We start from the raw sequence: 17,502 nt of genomic DNA on the forward strand, positions 1-17,502 counted from the left end.
TGTGAATCATCTTTTAGGATAGTGTTATGGTCAGTTTAAAATTTGTGAACGACATCAGGATTGGTCCTCGTTTAAATTACATATTGGGGACAATTGTGATAGCAGTAATGGTTATGGTTGGCTTTTATTCGTCATCGGAACAATACAGCCAGATAACCAAAGAGATGGAAACAATGTCAACCATGCAAACGCAGGATCTGAAGCGTTTGATTGAGGTGCAGATTTCCGACCGTCAGGGCTTTGTTAACTCAGGTGCAAGAGTGATTAACAAGGTCGCTTCTCTTAATGATTTTGTTATAGATGCTGAAAAGACAATTAATGTAACTGCCATTAACCAGATTAGTGGTGAACAAGTGCCTCTTTCCATACCGGCTCTTACGCATGGTGAGCAAGGTGTATTTCATCAGTATGACCTGGTAGATGAAGTAGGGCAATTGATCAATGGAACAGCTACTGTCTTTCAGAAAATACCACAGGGTTTTCTGCGCATATCTACCAATGTGAGAAAGAAAAATGGTGAACGGGCCATTAATACCTTTATATCCACCGACTCACCTGTATCTCAGAAAATACTCAAAGGCGAAAGCTTTTTCGGCAGGGCCTTTGTTGTTGATGACTGGTACCTGACTGCCTATGAGCCTCTGATCATTGATGGTTCGGTAGAAGGCATTTTATATGTTGGGGTGAAAGAAAAGGACATGGCAGGTATTAAAGATGTTTTTAATAGCAAAAAATACCTGGAATCGGGTTATCCGTTTCTGGTCAACAGCAGTGGTGATTTCCTTATTCACCCAACACAGGAAGGGGCCAATGTGGCCGATGAAGAGTTTTTCAGGCTAATGGTATCCCAAGAGCAGGAAAGTGGAAAAGTTGAATATGTTTGGGAAGGGGAAGATAAGTTATTGTATTACCGCTTTGTGGATAAGATTGATGCTTATGTGGCTATTTCATATTACAAAGCAGAAGTAAGTGACTTAATTGTTGAAAATGTGCTGTACATGAGTCTCATTTTTATTGTAGCCATCACCTTGCTTATTGTAATCATACAAATAGTCAGTCGCTCCATAACAAAGCCTTTGTCAGAATGTGTTGCTTTTGCCGAGCAGTTGGCAGGCGGAGATTTATCAGCCACCGTATCGTTTAAGCAAAAGGATGAGTTGGGTATGCTGGCCAGATCATTGCGAAACATGATTGCAAAGCTGGATACTGTTGTAAGTGATATTACTGAAGGCGCCGATGATATTGCGGGGGCCAGTCACCATGTAAGCGACACCTCATCACACCTATCAAAATCGGCCACCGAACAGGCGGCATCTGTTGAAGAGGTTTCATCAACCATGGAAGAGATGGTGAGTAACATTGAGCACAACGCACTGAACGCCAACAACACACGGAAGGCATCCTTACTGGTTTTCAATAATATTAAAGACATGAATCAGTCAACAAGTGAATCGGTGGAAGCCAGTGATGCCATCGCGCAAAAGATCAATGTTATTAACGAAATTGCTCAACAAACCAATATTCTGTCGCTGAATGCCGCAGTGGAAGCAGCCCGTGCGGGAGAGCAGGGTAAAGGATTTGCTGTTGTTGCCACCGAGGTTAGAAAACTGGCAGAAAACAGTAAGTTATCCGCCAAGGAAATTATAGAGCTGGCCGCCAGCAGTGTTCAACTGAGCACGAAGGTAGGCGATCAAATGAACCATATTGCTCCTGAAGTACAAAAAACAACCGAGCTGGTTGAAGAAATATCTTCCTCGAGTAATGAACAGTTAAAGGGTGCGGAACAGGTCAATTCAGCCATTCAGCAACTGAGTACCATTACGCAGCAAAACGCCTCTTCGAGCGAAGAGTTGGCTGCCAGTTCGGAACAGCTATCGTCACAAGCTGAAAACTTAAAGCAGATTGTCAGCTTCTTTCATAAAAATGAAAAATGATCATACGGTTGAGATGATATAAAAACAACAAAGCCTGAGCTCAACTGAACTCAGGCTTTGTTACTTAAGATATAAGTATCTTAATTAACGACGACGGTTACCTCCGCGGTTACCTCCACCCTGGCGACCACCTTCTTTAGGTCGGGCTTCTTTTATGTTGATGATTTTACCATCATACTCAGCGCGGTCTAACTCATGAATTGCTTTTCGGGCAGCCTGATCATCCGGCATTTCTACGAATCCAAATCCACGTGACTTCTTTGTCTCACGATCTTTAATCACTTTAGCTGAAGATACCTCTCCATACTCTTCAAACAATTCAACCAAATCTTCATCCCACACATTATCGGTTAACCCCGCAATAAAAATATTCATGCTATTACATTAAAAAATTAAACACAGACACACCTGGCGCATGCCATTACCATTATTAAAAAAGAAGAGAATTGAAGATTGGGAAATGTAGTTGACCTCTGAAGAATAGAAGTATTTACTAAAACCAGCGAATTATCAAAAATCGGTCTTTTAAAATATCGCACAAAGGTAGGTAAATAAGTTGCAGAACAATCACTTTAAATTATAAAGTGTGTTAAGATCTGGGTGGAAATAATCGAAATAGCCGGTTTGATTCATTGAATTGGAAATAAAAACCTACTTTTAATAGACTAATTGCCAACACATGGACTACTTAAATACTTTCAAGAAGATAAAAGCACTGGCCGAAACCGGTTTGGTATATGCACAAAACGGGTATGAAATAGAGCGTAACCAGGAATTGGTTGATCTGAGTCAACAGTTAATGTCGGCCATAGCTGATCAACCAGTTGAAGCATTTGACAAGTACTACCTGCCACCCAAAGAATACCCCACACCTAAGGTTGATGTACGTGCACTGATATTAAACGAAGATGATGAAATTCTTTTAGCCAAAGAAATGATGGATGGTCGCTGGTCCATTCCCGGAGGCTGGGCAGATATTGGCCATAGCCCATCTGAAGTGGTTGTTAAAGAAGTTGAAGAAGAAACAGGATTGCACTCTGAGGTTGAGCGGGTACTGGCTATTTACGACAAACGGTGTCATCCACATCCGCCGCAACCATGGTATGTTTATAAAATCATGTTTCTGTGCAAAGTAACAGGCGGCGAGCTAAGAGGAAATTTTGATATTGAAGAGGCAGCCTGGTTTGCTTTAGATAAGCTCCCTCCATTGTCAGAAGACCGTATCCTGGAATCACAGATAAAGGAATTGTATCACTTAGCCAGGCATCCGGAATTACCGGTTATTTGCGATTAAATAACATCATAACTTATTCACCAACCCTCTAACAAAACAGAATATGTCATCAGCAGGCCATGTAATGGCAATGATACAGTCGATGCGTAACAACCGCAATTTGCTAAAAAAAAGGGATATACTTTTTAATGGCCTTAACAAGCGCGTAGCAAAAAAGTACCGTCATCATACCAGTCAAGAGCAGCAAATGAGTGCTGAACAACTACAGGCTTTACGAACCAGATTAGTGAAAGAAAACAGGCAGTTGCTGATAAAGAAAATGCTTGTTCTCATTATTTTAATTGTCCTTTTGGCGCTATTTTTTGTTTGGTTAAATGACGCTTTGGACCTGGAGCTTATTAATGAACGCTATGGCTTTCAGGAATTGATGATATTAAGAATGTTTTAATTTGAATAAATAGGTATTAAGCAGCTCTTTCAGAGCGATATTTCGATCTTGCTTAGATACCTGTGGCGCTGCCATAGGCTGACATAAGCCGGGCTTGCAGCATGCAAACATGACGCTATTAATCTTTTGTCTCTAAATGCAAACCACTGTAGTTTATAACAGATCGTTCATTTAATTATTCCGCGCCGTGAAACGGCAGCTTATGTTAGCCCGGTGCTCCGCCGGGTAAGTAATTAATTCAAACATGCGCTCTGAAAGAGCAACTTAATAAATGTATACACTGGTCCTTTGATGATCTTAGTACAGAAAGCCTTGGCTGGAAGCGGGAAGCACGAACTCTCGTATCTAAATACTATCTTTGCCTGCGAAATTTCGAAGCACATGAAACAAAACCAGGAGCAAACCAGCGGATACTTTTTTACTTTTTTAGCCTTCCTAACCTGGGGTTTATTCCCCATTTACTGGAAAATGCTGAGCCATATTCCGGCACTGGAGGTATTGGCACACCGTATCTTTTGGTCACTTCTTTTTGTGATACTGCTTTTATTCTGGAAAAAGAAATTGCACTTAGGTGATATTTTTAAAAACAAGAAGGCGCTTTCAACGCTGATTGTAACCGGCATATTAATTGGCAGTAACTGGGGTATATTTATTTATGCCGTTAATGCAGGCTACATTATTGAAGCCAGCCTTGGTTATTATATCACTCCCCTTTTAAATGTTGGGCTGGGTATGTTGTTTTTGAACGAGCGCCTGAATAAAATTCAGTTCATGGCACTGTTACTGGCCGCCGGTGCCGTCCTATACCTGACAATCGATTTTGGTCGTTTCCCATGGATATCCATATTGCTGGCTTCAACCTTTGCCGTTTATGGTTTACTCAAAAAGCTAAGCGGTGTAGAAGCTTTACCATCATTAGCCATTGAAACGCTTGTACTGGCTCCGTTTGCCTTAAGCTACATCATTTTTAAAATGAGCGAAGGAACAGGAGCCTTGTTTGCCGAAAGCAGAACCATTGATTTTCTGCTTATCATGGCCGGTGTTGTTACCACCATGCCATTGTACTGGTTTGGTCTTGGAGCTAAACGTATTTCACTTACATCGGTTGGTTTTATGCAATACATAGGTCCAACCATCATGCTGTTTTTAGGCATTTTCATGTATCACGAAGGATTTCCTCAGGAAAAACAGATAGCCTTTTCGGCCATTTGGGTGGCCCTGGCCCTGTATAGTTATTCCATTGTGAGGGACTACAGAAAGCGGAAAGAATCACGTTAAGCTGAGCAGCCCTCATAAAGAGCTGGTTAAACAACACATATATCATATTCTTAGCGCCCATAGTCCATTATCTTTGTGCAAATTTCATCCCTATGTCAAAGCATCAAGGACCCATCAAAGCCTACCTGGCTTTATTTTCCGGACTGATTATCATTGGTTTTTCGGCGATCCTGATAAAATCGGCCGATGCGCCCGGCATGGTAACGGCCTTCTACCGGGTTGGTATTGCCTCCTTGGTTCTTATCATTCCGCTTATCAGTAAATGGAAAACGGTTTTTCAGCTCTCAGCCAAGGCAATGTTAATGCCATTACTAGGCGGTATTGCCTTTGGTCTTGACACTGGTCTTTGGTCCTGGGGTATTGAACTAAGCAATGCAACCATACCGACATTAATGGCCAATATGGCGCCCCTATGGGTAGGTATCGGCGCCTTGTTTATTTTTAAGGAACGGCAGAAGAAAGGTTTTTGGATAGGCCTGTTCATAGCCATTATTGGAACCTTTTTGATGGCCTGGCGCAGTTTTAAGATGGCAGACGGGCTATTTGCAGGTATCATGGTCAGCCTGCTGGCAGGTATATTTTATGGCATTTACCACCTGTTTACACAACAGGGTCGTGCCATGATGAGTACGCTTCTTTACTTATCCATCAGCTCCATTGCCGCTGCCTTAACGGTAGGTTTAATCGTTCTTTTGAGTCCATCCTATTCCTTTACCGGTTACAGTGATACCACCTGGCTAATCTGGTTGGTTTATGGTATAGGTGTTCATGTTGGTGGCTGGACACTCATCAACTACTCGCAGGGTCATTTAAAGGCAACCACTGTATCGCCAACCTTGCTAGGTCAACCTGTTATTACAGCCATCGCCGCCTTTTTCATACTCAATGAAGCATTGAGCACATGGCAAATAATTGGTGGCGTAATTGTTATCAGCGGCATTTACCTGCTTAACATTACACGTTTAAAAAAATAAATGCCCGACGCATAAACATGCATCAGGCATTTATAAGCTGAGGTCGTAATTTTATGACTAACTCAGGTTTATAGGGCTTCGCAATAAGCTTAGTGCTTCACCAATTTCACAGTGTAAGTATCAAAATCAGTCTTTATAACAACTAAATAAACTCCTCTCTTCAGGTCGTCAATTGCAAACTGTTGGTTAGTCAATTGTACCGACTTCAATAATTGACCATTAATCGAGTAGATTTCTGCCATGGTGGCTTCAACACCAACATTTACTATGTTTTCAGCCGGATTGGGAAATAATAGCTGATTACTTACTGAGTTAAAATCAATGTCCGTCGCATCCTCAGTGTAGGTCCATATACCTCTGTGTGTCGATATAATAACTTCATCACCCTTAAAGGCGATAATTTCCGCACTCAGACCTTCAGGCAGGCCATCCATTTCAGTAAAGGACTCCCCGGCATCTGTACTGTGATAAACACTGCTGCTCCATGCCGAAGCGTACAAAATACCATTGTTGTAAGCCAAAGATTCCAGGTCAAGGTTATTCATACCTGCAGCTGTGGCTTCTTCCCATGTATTGGTGTTCCACCGCATCAGTTTATTATCCCAGTTGATATATCGAATCTGCAGAAACGCCACACCCGGAGCAGGCGTAACAATATGAATATCATCATCGGTATCCATATTATCAAGATTTGCCAGCGTAATTCCTGTCATTTGCATGCTCCAGGCACTGGCACCATTATCAGCTGATGTGTATACACGCAGCTTGTTATTACCCGAGGTTGTTTCAAAACCAACCAGGAAGGCGGTGGTTCCATCACCTGTTACTTTTGAGGGCATAAAATTAAGCGGCATATTACTGCTTATCTCAGTCCACGATGTACCTCCGTTGCTTGAGGTATAATATTTGTCGCCTCCGGTTGTGGAATAGGCATAAAGCACATTGCCATTTACCCCGATCAGTTCCAGGTTGCTTTGCCCGCCTGGATCCGCCACTGTACTCCAGCTGGTGCCATTGTTCACCGATTTAACCACTCTGTCCGGGGCAGGATCCTCATCAGGATCTTCATAGAAATTAGCATATAAAGCTGTTCCATCCGTCATATAGTCCCTAACACTCTGCAGCGTTGCCGTTGGTAAGCCGGTATTCCATTTACTCCAGGACAAACCATCGTTAGACGAGCCATAAACACCTGAAACAAATAAGGAGGTCAGGATATTACCTCCACTTACAAACATGTTATCAAAATCGCTGGCCAGAGCGCCATTGTTTCGGCGACTTATTGTTGTGCCTGAATTAGATGAATAATGCAATCCATCATCTATAAAGGTCGTCATCACCTCATTGCCTGTCGCGTAAAGCCCCATTGCAAAGGGTTTGCCAATTGTCAGCGGAGGAGAAAGGGTAGTCCAGCTATCGCCATTATCAGCGGAAGTATGTGCGCCAAATGCACCTGTAAACTGAAGCACCGTGGCATACAATTGATCAACATTGTTACCACCTCCTGCAGCAAACAATACACCTCCCGGCCATTTAGAATTTAAGCTGGTCCAGCCGTCATTTATTAAATCATAACGGTAAACGCTACTTTCACCATATACAACTAAATGATCACCTGATTTAACAACATTCTCTATGGAATTACCCGGGTAGGCAGGTGTGAAAGGCGCTGCACTAACCGTTACGCCATCACTGGTAACCCCAAGAAATTCATCATTTCCTGATACATTCTCATGAACAATATAAACCTGCGAGTTGGCGCTGAATATATATACATCAGTATTGGCCGTTGTTAAATCGGCACCTTTTGCCCAGGTAGTACCTTCATTGGTTGAGTAATACAAGGAAAAGTCGCCCGTGGTATAATCTTGTATAACAGCAATGACCCTTGAACCTACAACAGCTAATAATTCGGTCATGTAATAGTTTGCGGGTAAACCACTCGTCGGCAAACTCCATGAGCTCCCGTCAGTGGTTAAAACAATACCTTCCCAGCGGTTGGCCCCAAGCAGGGTGCTGCCAACACTTACCATTCCTTCAATGCGCAGACGGTTATAAACACTGTTAAGGTTGTTGTTAACCAAAGTCCAGTTAAGTCCGTTGTCGGTTGTTTTAAATACGCCACCCGCAGTACCGATATACCAGCTGCTCTGATGCTTTACGATCGCTTCTGCGAAAGGCAGTTCCAGATCTTCGCTTGTCATTTGAGTCCACTGAGCATTAACACTCATCCAGCTAAAACTAAAGATCAGTAGTCCTAAAAGTAGTATTCTTTTCATACGCGATTTATTAATAGTGATTTATAAAATTTCAAAAAAGGAATAATATAAATTCAAACCTGCGGATAGTCAAGAGCGAATGAATACCTGTTTGTGTTTTTTTCATATTGATAACAGTTAACAAAGCATTGCTTCATATACTGATGGTGTTAGTCAACTTATGCAGATATATGGCTTAAAACAGTTGATGAAATATTGTCTGAAGGCCTGTTTTGAATTAGTGCAAACAAATACGACCCGCCAGGCCCTATTCATCTTTACATCCTGCTTTTCTTACACTTACACATTCTTAGAGTGGTTTTATTATGCCTCCATTAAGGTGTTGATGCAGTAATTCTAAGGAGGTAAACCACATCACAGCAATAACGCTGTGTCAACATCTTTTAGTTAAGGAATCTCAACACTTATCATTGCTTAACCATGAGAAAGCTCATGTTTTGAAAGGAAAATTGCATGTACTGGCATGCTCAATATTCATAACTAAAAAGAATATCATGAAGAAAAATTACTTAGCATTATTATTAAGCTTGATCGTTAGCGTTAGTTTTGCGCAAGTTGAGATAGTAAAAGATTATTATCCAACAGATAATGAATGGGGTGTTAATCCTGATAATCTTATTTCAAATTCAGAAATGATTGTCTTTTCAGGTGCTGTTAACGCCCAGTGGGTATCCTTTTGGGGGTCCTACTCCTATCAATATGAACCTTTTGTAACAGATGGTACGACGAATAACTTTTTACCACTGGATATTAATCCGGGCGCGACAGTCGCCTCATCTCCGGGTTATTATTTCGTTTTGTCTGATGAGATCTATTGTACTGCAACAGATGGAGAAGGCGAAAAGCTTTTCAAAATCAATGACGTGACAGGGGCATTTGAAGCAGCTGCGACATGGCTAACGGGCAATGCTCCGGTTGTTGATAAGGCTAAATCTACTTATGACACTGACAAAATACTATTTGCCGGTACGAACCCTGCAGATGATACTGATGATAATATGTACCTGTTAAAATGGGATGGAGTAACTGCCAGTCCGGAGTTAGTTCATACCAGCCAGGCACCAATATACGATGTGAACATTGGTAATAAATTAACTCACTTGGGCGGTGCACGTGATTACTATGTCATTTACGCCAAGGATCCAAACAACGCAGCCCTGGGTTACCAGTGCTGTATTACAAGTACTTTCTGGGGTACTACATCGGCTGTATTCTTTGATTTGGTAACCGATTTTGACGATTACCTTGAGGGTTTTACCGTTGTAGACAGTAAGGTTTACTTCAATGACCGTAACAATATTGTATGGAGCACGCAGGGAGCTGAACCAGCGCCAGTGACCGATATTAATGACAACATTAAACAAAACACTAATCTTCAGCTTTTAGGAGAATATGAAGGTAAACTGGTTCTTGTAGCAGAACCTGCTGCCTCAGCAACAGATCACAGGCGAATAATGCTGTATGATCCGGCTAAAACAGGTGCTGATGCTATCACAATTCTTGGCGAGAGAGATACGCGTAATGTAAGACAATTTGCTGTACTCGACGGAATGATCTATTTATCAGCCAATGAACGATTATACGATACCGATGGTACAACCTATATTGGCAGTAAAACAGGTCTTTTCTGTTATGATGGACAAGAGCTGCATGACGTAAGCGGTAATCTGGATTTCGTAGGTGATCCTGTTGCATTCAACGGTAAATTATATTTTTCAGCTGAGGACCAGGAAGGTGTTGATAATGGTGATGGCACATTCTCTACAACGCATAGTGAGTTATTCTCTTATACACCATCTGTAACTTACTACCTTAATTATATGGATGAAGGTGGTATCCATACAAACATTGACCGCTTTAGCGCTTTAACAGCAACAACTGCGCTTAATGATGTTACAAGAGAAGGTTATTCTTCATTCGATGGTTGGTACACAACTGAAGACTTTCAGGCTGGAACTGAAATAACTGAAATCAATCCAGCTGCTATTGAGGCCTTAATTACAAGTGGTGATATTGTTCCTGTGGATAATGCAGGTCAAATGACGATCAACATCTATGCTAAATTTTCCGGTGCAGTTGCATATACACTTACTTTCGATGCCCTTGAAGGTACAGATAATAATATTGTAAGTGAATATACAGTGGCTGATGAAGTTGCATTAGTTGATCCTACACCTCCGCTTGGTTACAAAGTTTACAGATGGTATACTGAATATACAGCACCAAGTACTTTCAGCGGCGATTATTACACAAGCTCCATTCCTAAGGGAACAACAGGCAATTTAACACTTTATGCCAGGTACCTGACCGTATCGTATACGATCACTTATGAATTAAATGGTGGTGATAAAGATGGCAAATGGTATGATACTTCATATGATATAGATGATGCGCCAGTGGTATTTAATACCCCTGTTAAAACAGGATACAATTTTGGTGGATGGTATACCACGCCAGACTTCCAAAATGGCACTGAGCTTACAGAAGTTTCAACAGGTTCAACAGGTGACATCACTGTTTATGCCAAGTGGGATACAGCAACAGCTATTGATGACAATTTTATTAATGCAGTGGCTATCTCTCCAAACCCTTCTTATGGTTTTGTATACGTAACAAGCTTGGAAGGCAAAGCCACATACGAGATCTACAGCGTAGCAGGTAGCCTGTTGGAAAGCGGAATGGTAGCCAACGGACAAATAGACTATACTGTTCAGGCAGGTGTCTATTTATTAAAGATAACAGAAGGTTCAAATACTAAGGTTGTTAAAATAATGGTGAAATAACATTTAGTTGTTTGGTTTAATTATGGAGGGCTGCCCGGTAGGGTGGCCCTTTTTGTTTCTCGAATTAAAAATATGTGGACGAATATAGCGAATGAATGGTATTCAGGCTTTAGGAATGCAAGGTTTATGAGTAAATAAATACTATGCTTTTTAAGCCAGACCTGCTATAAGCAGACTGGTCAGTAATTATATATCATGGTAATGATTCCCGAACTCAATAAATTTCAACAGCTATGGACTATACATTGACAATAGTGGTAGCACCTCTTACATTACCGTGCTAGCATAGCTACGCAGGGAAGCGGAGCATATCTCCGCCGGGTAGCGGATCAAACCTCCGTCGAGAAGCGGAATACACTTCCGCAAAAACAACTCATCAGATAACTTTAAAGCATTGCTTGAGTGAATAAAAAAGAGGATGTCCAAAATGTAGGATATTGCTCGAAAAGAACGCAAACGAAGAAAACGAAAAGCACGCAAGGTGTTGAAAAATAACTTCATATACTTTGTTGTCTTGGCGTAATTCTTAGCGGCCTTTGCGTGAAACTTAAAATTTGGACAGCCTCTGGTTCAGGTTAGGCATGTCAGCGAATAGCTTTTCAAATATTTTCCAGTCTGACAGTTACAGCCTGCTTGTACACATCCTGACCAAGTTTATCAGCCAGGCACATTGCTTTTTCTCTGACAATAATAAAGTCTCTGCCGATCATATTAACAAAGGCATATTCAAAAGGAATATCATTCACGACCTGATCAAACTGATCTATAATCTGCTCCCCCAAATAATGGCATATAAAGCCCTTCAGGTCAAAAAAAGTGATAAACTCAACACTTTCTGCGGCAATGCTTTTAAAATCAGATGCGATCGTTATTTTCCCTTTATTGGCGGTCATATGAAGATTATCCACAAAACAACTCAAGCGATGATTTTAGTCATCGCTTGAGTGAAAAAAAGGCCCACCCCGAAGAGTGGTCCTGATTAGTATTAAGAAATCAAAATGAGCATTAATTCTTTTTGGCAATGCGGCAATGCTCCACAATCAGTATGTGGTATGCCAAACCAACGTAAGGGTGTGTGCCAGGTCCTGTGATCTGGGTCAGATAACCGCTTTCAAATACTATTTCCTGGGCATCCAGATCAAAGGTACCAATGGCCTGGGCATAACGCTTGATACCATCTGTTCCATCCTCTTTCACATACCATTCCCAGCCAAAGAAAGTCAGTTCAATGGGTATGCCGAAGTAGGGATCAATCACATCATAGAATTTCTGATCTTCCATAATCACCTCACCCGTTTCCATGTTCAACTCAACACGTACTTCCTGGTTAACACCTAAAAGTCCCTTGATTAACAGACGGTCATCGCGGCCAGGAACAGTGTCTCCTCTTATCTCAATTGGCAATAGATATGGAGCTATCTGGTTACCTTCTGTATCCTCGGCAATGGATTGCTCGGTAGCCTGAAAATCAACACCGATCAAAGCGGCCAATGGGTGCTCGTTATCACTAATGGTGATCTCGTGCTCTGTTTTTGCATTATTGGCCATTCCGATAGTAGCACCAATAGTGTTGTCTTTCAATACAAGTTTAAACTTCTTGTCACCGTCGCGTACATAATTATCGATCAATTTGATCTCAATGTTTTTGACAAAATCACCTTCAAAAGCGACGGTACGGTTGGATGTTTTAACGGTAAAATCTTCCCCTTCAACAGCTGGGTTGTCATAACCTTCGCTTACAATGTCAAAGGTTAGTTCACCAACCCCGGTACTTTTAGCCAGTGAAACCGGTATACGCAATGTGCGAATATCATTCTCGATCATTGAGGACTTATCTGTTTCAAAGGCAAAATAAGCATCTGAATCTTTAAATGTCGCCTTCTCTGTTTCACCACAGGAACTAAGGAGAATCAATCCTGCAATGAATACAGCTGTTATCTTAATTATATTCTTCATTTTTGTTATTCTTTAAGTGTTTTTAAATCCGCAACAGGCATTAGAAAATCTAATACATAATCCGGATTAAACGATGGGTTAATTACAAAGGTCAAAGATGTAATCAGAGCCCACCGACTAATACAAATCAAGCTTTAGTTACTATATCCTGCGTTTTGCACCATGTTTTCATTGGCAAAAATCTCTTCCTGCGGTATGGGGAATACAAAACGATAGTCACCTGCCTCCAAAGTGGTTTGGGTGTTACCCGGTGCATCTTCAGCACTCCGTTCGATGCCCAGGTTCCAGCGACGTAAGTCATAGAAGCGGTGTCCTTCGTAAGCCAGCTCACGCCGACGTTCTTCCTGCACCGCTTGTAAGGCAAATTTCTTAGTCGACAGGTCCAGTGGCTGAGGCGAAACAATACGCTGCTCACGAAGTGCGTTTAATTCAGCCTCGGCTTCAGTGTACATGTCCTTATTCACATAGGCCTCGGCTTTTATCAGCATCAATTCAGACAAACGGAATACTTTCAGATCAACAACATTTGTTTTATCATTGGGTCTGCCATCGTGCTTGGCAACCACGTCTTTTCCATCGTCGTTACGACCAAAATACACCTGGTAACGAATATCATCGCTGGTATACTGATCCATCAGATCATAGGACGGGTGAAAGAATATATCACCATTGCTGCCCCGCGTATAATAATCACCAAAAGTGGCATTCTCACGACGAACGCGGAAAATCACCTCCACATCTTCAGCAACATTGTCATCCCATACACCCTGGAACTCACCAGGAGTAGCCAGTCTGAAACCTCCGATTCCCTGTGCTTCATCGGCAGCTTTAATGGCCATATCCCAATCGCCCATATACTGTGCTACGCGCGCTTTCAGAGCATAAGCGGCCGACTTGGTCACCCAATAGTTACGATCGGCATACTGGTTCAATTCAGGGATGGCAGCCTCAATATCAGCCAATACATACTGATACACCTCACCCTGTGTTAATCGTGCAGGATTGGTAACACCTGATTCAAATTTATAAGGAATACCAATGGCATCAGCTGCATAATTAGGGCAGTATAAACGTACAATTTCAAAATGAGCATAAGCTCTTAAAAACACACATTCGGCAATAACACGTTTCACTGTCGCATCTTCCTGATCAAATTGCGCTGCAATGGCAATAATACGGTTGGCACGATCCACCAGGGCGGCATTCCCGTTCCAGGTACCTGCCAGATCATTGGTTGATGAGTTATAGGTCCAGTTATGCACCTGAACACCCTGTCCGGTGTTAGATAATGAATACCGCAAATCATCACTGGCACGGTCGCTCTGCCCCACTATGCCATGACCGCCAATGGAAGCCATTACACCGGTAATACCTTTTTCCAGATCTTCGATGGTTTGGAATGCGGCACTGTCACCAATCGAATCAATTGGTTCTAAATCCAATGAGCAAGCCGATCCCAACAAGGCGATAAATGCCAGGCTTGCCAATATATTTCTTTTTATCATCTTCATTGTTTCGTAATTATTAGAATGATACATCAACACCAAAAGAGAAAACACGTGGTGTAGGATATTCATAGCTGGCAATGTTATTGCTATCTTCAGGATCAAAACCGCTCCAGTTAGTCCATGTAAACAGGTTCTGGCCCTGAGCATATACTCGTACCTTGCTGATAAAGCCACTACGCTGTAACAGTTTACCAGGCAGGTTATAAGCGATCATCAGGTTACGGAAGCGCATGTAAGAAGCATCCTCTATGTCTTTCGACGAGAATTCGCGCTGTGAATGCACCCCTTGTATCTCGGTGATATCACCAGGCTGCTGCCATACATCCAGCATGGCTGTCGACATATTAAACTGTGCAAAGTTCGGGTTCTCCTGGAAGAAGGTCTGGTTGTTAAAACGCGAGAAACCATCGGCGAAGGTAAATTGGGCGCTTAACTCAATCCCTTTATAGCTTAATGAGGTATTAATACCACCGGTAAATGGCGGGTTAGAAGTCCCAAATTTAGCCACATTATCATCGGCACTGTATTTCTCTGTCAATTCGCCGTCTTTGGTATAATACAGGGCATTACCATTGGCAGGGTTAACTCCTGCCCATTCGACCATATAATGAGAACCCAGTGGCAATCCTTCACGCACGATGGATGTTCCCTGTTCAAACTCGGTCACCTGCCCCAGATCCAGTATCTCATTTTCATTGTACGACAGGTTCGTTCCAATGGTCCAGCTTAAATTTCTGCTTCTGATAACATCGTAATTGATCAGAAATTCAATTCCACGGTTGCGAACTTTACCGGCATTGGTGCGTTTGGCATTACCCACAACACCATCCCAGGCTGAGAATTTCTGTACAATAAACAGATCGGAAGTAATGTCGTTATACACATCCAGTGAACCATTCAGACGGTTGGCAAACAGGTTATACTCAAACCCGGTATTAAACTTATGACCGATCTCCCACTTCACATCAGGATCACCTGTTTGAGCCAGCATATAGGCCGGATCTCCAACGTATGAATTATTGGACCACAGGGTATACGATTCATAATTTCCTACGCCCTGGTTACCTGTTGTACCGTAACTGATACGAAACTTCAGGTTGTTGACCCATGATAGGTCCGACATAAAGTTTTCACGCGTGATGTCCCATGTTAAACCTGCCGAGTAAAGAATGGCGTATTGGTAGTTGGCACCAAAGGCCGATGAACCATCGCGACGTAAACTACCACTAAAGGTATACTTATCGTTTAAAGTATAGTTAAGCATCGAAAACAGAGAGAACAGGGCTCTTTCTGATTTGGACCCGCCGACGGTAGGGATAAAATTATTTTCTGCGGTTCCAGGGGTGATGGCAGCTGGTGTTTCCGGTAGTTTCTCTTCCAATCCGTACCCGGTAAAACCAAAGCTGAAGTAATCGTTCTTGATGTATTCTGAACCAATCACCGCTGAAATAATATGCCTGTCTGCTATTACTTTTTTATAGTCAAGCGTATTGGTAAATGTCTTTTCCACACGGCGGTTATAGGACTCAGTGATCGACCCCTGGCGCCCCAGGTCTCCCTCACCCGACTGCAGTGACGTCCAGGCATCGGGACTGATCCATCGTTCACCCAGTGTATTACGATAGTCAATACCATATTGAGTTTTAGCTGATAAACCATCAATGATATCCCATGTCAGGTTAAAGGCTCCGACAAACTTGGTTTCTTCAGCTTTGTTGGTCGATTTACTCATCTGATCGAGCATATTGGCACCTGTTTTACTATACGGATTGTAGAACTTGCTGTTTTCTTCATCAGACAGGTGCGGGTTCTTGTAATTATAAAAACCCGGTTCAGGATCACCATTGGCGTCATAAGGCTCTTCCCATGGGTTAGCCAGGTAAACAGCCGCAAATGGGTTCATTAATGCAATACCGCCCTCACTTTCGATGCGATTGATCTCTGACTGACCGATGGATGTCGTCATTCCAAACTTCACCTTATCTGATATATTGTGGTCCAGGTTTAAGCGACCTGCATGACGTTGCATATCTGAGCGGTCAGACAATCCTTCCTGGTAATAGTTCTGGTAAGCCACATAAAAACGTGTTTTCTCACTACCACCCGAGAAGTTAACTTCATTACTTATTGTTTTACCAGTGCGGAATACAATATCGTTCCAATTTGTTTCAACAGCTCTCAAGCGTGCTAACTCCTCTTCCTGTGCACTGCGTGCTTCTGGCGACATCAATTGATAATTGGGATTTAAAGGGCTTAGCTCCCATCCCGGTCCTTTCCTGGCAATTTCTTCAAACCAAAGCTTCTCGCTTGAATTCATCATGTCAAACTTCTCTTGTGTTTTCACCGAGAATCCTGTTTGATGACGAACATTCACCTGTGTTTTACCTTCTTTACCGCGCTTGGTCGTGATCAAGATAACACCGTTGGATGCACGGGAACCATAAATGGCTGTTGATGAAGCATCTTTTAATACACTTACTGTTTCAAAGTCGTTGGCGTTCAATGAAGCAAAGGCCCCGCTTTCAATGGGCACACCGTCAACCACGTATAAAGGTTCGTTTCCACTGGTAATGGAACCCGAACCACGAATGCGCACTTTAGTACTTCCTGAGCCAGGCTGTCCTGATCCTGTTGAAATGTGCAAACCAGTGGTTTTACCTTGCAACATCTGGTCAAAGGTAGCGACCGGCATTTGCTCCAGGTCTTTAGCTTCCACAACCGAGATAGCCCCTTTCAGACCAACCTTACCTTTGGTACCATAGGCTGATACCACCACTTCCTCAACACCTATTGATTCAGTTTCCAAAACAATATCAATAACTGACTGACCGGTGTAGGTCACTTCCTGGGTTGTCATGCCCACAAATGAATATACCAGCGTTTGAGCATCAGCAGGAACTTCTAACGCATATGTACCATCGAACATGGTAATGGTACCAACGGTTGTTCCTTTAACCAAAATGGTGGCTCCGGGTATCCCAGTGCCATCAGTAGCATCGGTTATTGTACCTGTAACTGTTTGTGTTTGGGCACTTACAAGCCCTACACCAAGTATAAACAAGAACAATAACGTATGTAAAATCCGTTTCATAAATTTTGTTTTATTAT

12 protein-coding genes are annotated in these 17,502 nt (G+C 42.3%); 6 read left to right on the plus strand and 6 right to left on the minus strand.

All coding sequences use genetic code 11. From position 1 onward, the window contains the following. The first annotated feature begins 26 nt into the window (after positions 1-26). A complete protein-coding gene (locus ACRD69_RS07330; protein ID WP_430814428.1) occupies positions 27-1,934 on the plus strand; it encodes a methyl-accepting chemotaxis protein in 1,908 nt (635 codons plus the stop codon). A gap of 84 nt (positions 1,935-2,018) precedes the next feature. Here the strand turns inward: ACRD69_RS07330 and rbp are convergent, their stop codons facing one another. Beyond that, a complete protein-coding gene (gene rbp / locus ACRD69_RS07335) occupies positions 2,019-2,309 on the minus strand; it encodes an RNA-binding regulator (protein WP_430814429.1) in 291 nt (96 codons plus the stop codon). A 304-nt stretch (positions 2,310-2,613) separates the two neighbouring features. Here rbp and ACRD69_RS07340 point away from each other — a divergent pair, with 304 nt between their 5' ends. From ACRD69_RS07340 to ACRD69_RS07355, 4 genes are all read left to right on the plus strand, one after another. Further along, a complete protein-coding gene (locus ACRD69_RS07340) occupies positions 2,614-3,228 on the plus strand; it encodes an NUDIX hydrolase N-terminal domain-containing protein (RefSeq protein ID WP_430814430.1) in 615 nt (204 codons plus the stop codon). Positions 3,229-3,271: 43 nt separating this feature from the next. Continuing rightward, positions 3,272-3,616, plus strand: a complete 345-nt coding sequence (locus ACRD69_RS07345; RefSeq protein WP_430814431.1) for a hypothetical protein — start codon at positions 3,272-3,274, stop codon at positions 3,614-3,616. A 381-nt stretch (positions 3,617-3,997) separates the two neighbouring features. After that, positions 3,998-4,894 (plus strand): EamA family transporter RarD, encoded by an 897-nt coding sequence (rarD, locus tag ACRD69_RS07350; RefSeq protein WP_430814432.1) that lies wholly within the window; start codon positions 3,998-4,000, stop codon positions 4,892-4,894. A gap of 92 nt (positions 4,895-4,986) precedes the next feature. Then, the gene (locus tag ACRD69_RS07355; protein WP_430814433.1) at positions 4,987-5,868 is read left to right on the plus strand and encodes a DMT family transporter; all 882 of its coding nucleotides are present in this window, start codon (positions 4,987-4,989) and stop codon (positions 5,866-5,868) included. 89 nt (positions 5,869-5,957) lie between these two features. Here ACRD69_RS07355 and ACRD69_RS07360 read toward each other — a convergent pair whose 3' ends face one another. Next, positions 5,958-8,147 (minus strand): T9SS type A sorting domain-containing protein, encoded by a 2,190-nt coding sequence (locus ACRD69_RS07360; RefSeq protein WP_430814434.1) that lies wholly within the window; start codon positions 8,145-8,147, stop codon positions 5,958-5,960. Between the two features lie 494 nt (positions 8,148-8,641). On the opposite strand from ACRD69_RS07360, the gene ACRD69_RS07365 reads away from it, so the two are divergent. Then, entirely contained in the window at positions 8,642-10,930 is a 2,289-nt protein-coding gene (locus ACRD69_RS07365; RefSeq protein ID WP_430814435.1) for an InlB B-repeat-containing protein, read from the plus strand. A 599-nt stretch (positions 10,931-11,529) separates the two neighbouring features. On the opposite strand, the gene ACRD69_RS07370 is transcribed toward ACRD69_RS07365, so the two are convergent. From ACRD69_RS07370 to ACRD69_RS07385, 4 genes are all read right to left on the minus strand, one after another. Then, entirely contained in the window at positions 11,530-11,823 is a 294-nt protein-coding gene (locus ACRD69_RS07370) for a hypothetical protein (RefSeq protein ID WP_430814436.1), read from the minus strand. A gap of 112 nt (positions 11,824-11,935) precedes the next feature. Next, positions 11,936-12,886: a hypothetical protein gene (locus ACRD69_RS07375; RefSeq protein ID WP_430814437.1), complete on the minus strand. Its 951-nt coding sequence runs from the start codon at positions 12,884-12,886 to the stop codon at positions 11,936-11,938. Between the two features lie 134 nt (positions 12,887-13,020). Continuing rightward, positions 13,021-14,397: a RagB/SusD family nutrient uptake outer membrane protein gene (locus ACRD69_RS07380; RefSeq protein WP_430814438.1), complete on the minus strand. Its 1,377-nt coding sequence runs from the start codon at positions 14,395-14,397 to the stop codon at positions 13,021-13,023. A 13-nt stretch (positions 14,398-14,410) separates the two neighbouring features. Further along, positions 14,411-17,485 (minus strand): SusC/RagA family TonB-linked outer membrane protein, encoded by a 3,075-nt coding sequence (locus tag ACRD69_RS07385; RefSeq protein ID WP_430814439.1) that lies wholly within the window; start codon positions 17,483-17,485, stop codon positions 14,411-14,413. Positions 17,486-17,502 lie beyond the last annotated feature (17 nt).

It is taken from the genome of Carboxylicivirga agarovorans, assembly GCF_050589845.1.
GTDB classification, from domain to species: Bacteria; Bacteroidota; Bacteroidia; order Bacteroidales; family Marinilabiliaceae; genus Carboxylicivirga; species Carboxylicivirga agarovorans.